The sequence below is a fragment of the Lentzea kentuckyensis genome (assembly GCF_002150765.1).
Classification (GTDB): Bacteria; Actinomycetota; Actinomycetes; order Mycobacteriales; family Pseudonocardiaceae; genus Lentzea; species Lentzea kentuckyensis.
Genome location: NZ_MUYM01000167.1, coordinates 1 through 3964, shown reverse-complemented (window position 1 = coordinate 3964; position 3964 = coordinate 1). Strand labels below are relative to the sequence as shown.

Annotated in this window: 4 protein-coding genes and 1 pseudogene; all 5 read right to left on the bottom strand. The window is 68.9% G+C overall.

Translation table 11 applies throughout. From position 1 onward, the window contains the following. Window positions 1-1590 (bottom strand): WXG100-like domain-containing protein (locus B0F77_RS49480; RefSeq protein ID WP_483868458.1); only part of this gene is annotated, 1590 nt, incomplete at its 3' end. Window positions 1591-1625: 35 nt separating this feature from the next. Next, window positions 1626-1928 carry a WXG100 family type VII secretion target gene (locus B0F77_RS44725; protein WP_086669139.1) on the bottom strand — a complete coding sequence of 101 codons (303 nt, stop codon included), beginning with the start codon at window positions 1926-1928 and terminating at the stop codon, window positions 1626-1628. After that, complete coding sequence (locus tag B0F77_RS44720; protein WP_086669138.1) at window positions 1921-2391, bottom strand: YbaB/EbfC family nucleoid-associated protein; 471 nt, start codon at window positions 2389-2391, stop codon at window positions 1921-1923. Before B0F77_RS44720 ends, B0F77_RS44725 begins: the two co-directional genes overlap by 8 nt. Continuing rightward, window positions 2388-3779 (bottom strand): hypothetical protein, encoded by a 1392-nt coding sequence (locus B0F77_RS44715; protein WP_086669137.1) that lies wholly within the window; start codon window positions 3777-3779, stop codon window positions 2388-2390. The genes B0F77_RS44720 and B0F77_RS44715 overlap by 4 nt, the downstream gene beginning before the upstream one ends. A gap of 2 nt (window positions 3780-3781) precedes the next feature. Further along, a pseudogene (locus B0F77_RS48410) lies at window positions 3782-3964 on the bottom strand (hypothetical protein); the annotation flags it as partial.

Sequence of the window (3964 nt, the reverse complement as noted above, 5' to 3'; positions counted from 1 at the left end):
CGTGGTGCTCGGCGACGTGGTCGACGTGGTGCTCGGCGACGTAGTCGACGTGGTGCTCGGCGACGTAGTCGACGTGGTGCTCGGCGACGTAGTCGACGTGGTGCTCGGCGACGTAGTCGACGTGGTGCTCGGCGACGTAGTCGACGTGGTGGTTGGCCGCTCGGTCGAGGACGTCGTGGGCCGTTCACGGCCGACTGTCGTTTGTCCGCTGGACGAGCTGGTGTTCGGCTCGGCCGTGGTGGTCACCGGAGTCCTGGTGTTGCCGGTGAAACCGGAACCGATTTCCCGGCCTCGGCTGTCGGTGACCCGGCTGGTGGTCACTGGCTCTGCCGCTGCCGGAATCCTGGCCGGCCGCGCGGAGGTCGTCGACGTCGTGCTTGCTGACGTCGTGGAGGTCGACGTCGTGTTGGTTGACGTCGTGTTGGTTGAGGTTGTGGTCGTCGTCGGCGCGCTCGTGGTGGTCGGCCTGGTCGCGGTCGACGTCGTCGTCGTCGTTGTAGACGCGGTCGTGGTCGTCCGGGAGGGCGTAGTCGTAGTGGTCGGCGCCGCCGTAGTGGTGGTCGGCGCCGCCGTAGTGGTGGTCGGCGCCGCCGTGGTCGTTTCTGGCGTTGTGGTGTTGAGGCCCTCTGGGGGCTTCACCGACGTGATCGGCTCGAGCGGCTTGACGTTGACCGGGTCGATGTGCGGCACCTTGGCGTGCGCGTGGCTGCCGCCGCCCGGCTCGAAGGCGCCGAAGATGCCGTCGGTGACGTTGCCGTCGGAGCTGTGCGTCGCGAAGTTGGTGGCCGGGTTGCTCGCCGCCGCGGCGGCGATCTGCAAGCCGGTGTTCCCCAGCGTTCCCATGATGCTGCGCGTGGTGCGGGGCAGGTGCGAGAAGGCCTCGCGGCCGAGCTTGCCGAACGCGCCGCCCAGGCCCTCGCCGAAACCGCTGAGCGCGCCGCCGATCGCGCCGCCGATCGCGGAGCCCTTGAGGGATTCCTTGTCGAAGCCGTCGCGTTTTCCGGCTGCGATCTGGCCGCCCTGGATGCCCGCGTCCAGGCCGACCATGAACGCGGTGCCGATGACGGTGTTCGTCACGACCTTCACGGCGACCTCGCGCAGGACGGTCGTGAGGCCGGCCTGCACCAGCTTCTGCACCAACGTGCGCAGCAGCACGCCGATGCCTACGCGGGCGGCGGCGATGACCGACGGGGCGAAGATCGAGCCGAACAGGGAGGCGAACAGGGATGCCAGGGTCGCGGCCAGGATGGCCAGCATCCCGATGACCATGATCTTGGTCTTCTGGATGTCGGCGCCGCCGTTCTGCAGCGCCTTCGCCAGTTCCTCCGCGCCGTCCTTCATCTGGCCGGCCGAGTCGCCCAGCGACTCCCTCAGGTACTTCTGAAGCTGTTCCCCGGTTTCGCCCTGGATCGCCTCACCGAAGGCGCTCGCCTCCACGCCGAGGTCGGAAGCGAGCTGCTCCAGTTCGTCGGCGAAGGTCCGCCACGCCTTCGCCAGGTCCCACATGTCGTGTTCGTCGCCCTCAGGCCAGGGCATGCCAACGGTGAACTCCAGCAGCTTCTGGAGTCCGTGCGGCAGATGCGTGGCCATGGGTGAGGACCTGTTCGACCGGGATGTACTGGGGACTAAAGGTTCTTGGAGTTGTACTCGTCCGTCTTCTCGAAGTCGGCGAGGGCCTGGTCGACCTGTTTCGTGGTGCCCACCACGCCCTCTTCGATCTTGCCCGAGTTGTCGAGCATCTGCGTCGCGCCGGGCTTGTAGCCCTTGGCGAAGGCCTCGCCGAACTTGTCGCCGCCCCAACAGCCGTCCTTCGCCGCGGCCTCGGCCTTGAGCTTGTCCACAGAGGACTGGAAGCGGGCCGCGATGTTCTTCAGCTTCGCGTTCTCGGCGCGCGCCTCGTCCGGGTCGATCCTGGTCTTGTCAGCCATTGCGGCTACCTCCCTGCGTGTCCTTCGGAGAACGGCCGAGGATGCCCTCGCCGGCTTCGTCGCCCAAGAACGGCGACACGAGCTTCTGGAAGATGTCCTCGGCGTCCATCTTTCCGGTGGCCAGATCGGCGAAGCTGATCCCTGGCAGGAAGTCCTCGCCCATCGCGTCCGCGACCTTCTGCATGCACTGGGCACGTCCGGCGCGGATCGTCTCCACGAGCAGGTGGCTGAGCTCCGCCGGTGCCATGCCCCGGTACTTCGTGCCGTGGAACGTGATTCCGGTGATCTCGCCACGTCCGTCGAAGTCCATCGACACCGAACGGTCCTTGGACCGCACCGTCGTCGACTCCTCGTCGATCATGTTCGTGACGTCGGTGAGCTTGCGGTGCTCGCGATCGAGAGCGGACAGTGCCGCTTCACCGGCTTCTTCCACCGAGCCGTACTCGGTGCTCCAGTCCTTCATCGCGCATCCTCTCCTTGCTCGGCGGCATTCCTGTCGCCGGTGAAGCCCAGCCTGTGGTCGCGGGTGCCGTCCCGGCCCGGTTGAGCGGCGGCCTGGTGGGTGGCCGTCCACTCGGTACTGTCGCCTCGCAGCCACACCTCGGAGCCGCGTCCCACCGGACCTGACACTCCCGGCGCGACCGCTCCGCCCATGCTGGGGCGCATCATGTTCGCGTCGGCGGCCGAGTCCGGTGCGAGGTGCGCGTGTGCGGACACGGCCAGCGGATTCGGCGGAGGACCTGACGTGGCCGGAATCGCGGGCGGTGCGGTGGGGGCAGGTGGTGCGGCAACGGGTGGCGCCGAGGGAGCGGCGGGCACGGATGCGAGCGACAAGGTGCTCGTCAGCGAGATGTGCGGCCTGACCGTCTGAGCCGATTCCGGAGCCGCGGATGTGGTTGGAGCCGTGGCCGCGGCCGGGGACGGCGCGGCGACTGGGGAGGATTCGAGCTTCACCGGTGCCACAGCGTCCACAGTGGACACATTAGTCGACCGGTCCAGTTCGACCGGGACCTCCGCGGTCTCGGCGTGCCTGCGCTCCCGTTGCCCAGGAGCGTCCGCGGCGGCCGGGTTGGTTCCGCCGGGGCGCAGGGCGAGAGCGGCCGGATCCGCCTGGTCGGTCAGTCGCGCGAAACCGTTGAACGAACGCGCTTTCGGGGCAGGTGCGGTGCTGGCTGCCGGCCGGGTCGCGTACTGCGCGAAACGTCCGAACGCGGCCTGCGGCGCCGGAGCCGCCGCCTCCTTCACCGGTTCGTGCACGGCAGGCGCCGCGGTGCGGCTCATCAGGGAATGCGCCGACTTCGCAGCGATGGGCGCACATCCCGCACCGCCGCCCGTGGCATTACCGAACTCGACCGCGTGCCGCGGTGGCGGCGGCGCGGTCAGCATCTGACCCGACGCCGTGCGTTCCGGCAGCTCCGGCATCTCGCCACCGACCCGCCGGTACGTGCCGGACAGGTCGTCGAGGATCTTGCGGGCCTGCTTGTCGCGGTCGGACGTCGCCTTCTTGTCCGCGTCGGGCGGCATGTGCTGCAACTCGAGCAACCGCTGCCGGCTGTCCACAATGGCGTCACCGATGCGGCGCAGCATGCCGGGATAGGTGGGCACGTCACCCAGCAGCACCTCGAGGTGCCGGACCAGCCCGTCCAACTGGATGAACCGCTGCTCGGCGTCGTTCGCCCAGGCGTCCTCCAGCGTCCGCCGGTGCTTGGAAAGCAAGTTCTTGGCGTCGTGCAGCGTTTTCGCGGCCTCGTCGAAGGCCTGCGCTTGGGTGTAGAAGCTCTCCGGATCCGCCGCGAGCACGCGCTCGAGGACCTGCTCGAAGGTCAGCTGCCCATCAGGTGAGGTCGCCATCGTCAGCTCCTTCCGAGCGTCGGCGACGACACTCCGGTGTCGTCGTCCTGCCAGTCGTCGGGATCGCCTTGCAGCCAGGTGGTCCGCTCGCGTTCGTTCTTCTGACCGCCGCCACCGGCTCCCGCACCGGCTCCACCCGGCGGCGGCATCATGGGGGCACCGGGCTCGCCGGGCACGCCGCCCGG

Excerpts from the sequence above, each read along its gene's own strand:
- B0F77_RS44725 (WP_086669139.1), bottom strand. The coding sequence starts at position 1,928 with ATGGCTGACAAGACCAGGATCGACCCGGACGAGGCGCGCGCCGAGAAC.
- B0F77_RS44715 (WP_086669137.1), bottom strand. The coding sequence starts at position 3,779 with ATGGCGACCTCACCTGATGGGCAGCTGACCTTCGAGCAGGTCCTCGAG.
- B0F77_RS44720 (WP_086669138.1), bottom strand. The coding sequence starts at position 2,391 with ATGAAGGACTGGAGCACCGAGTACGGCTCGGTGGAAGAAGCCGGTGAA.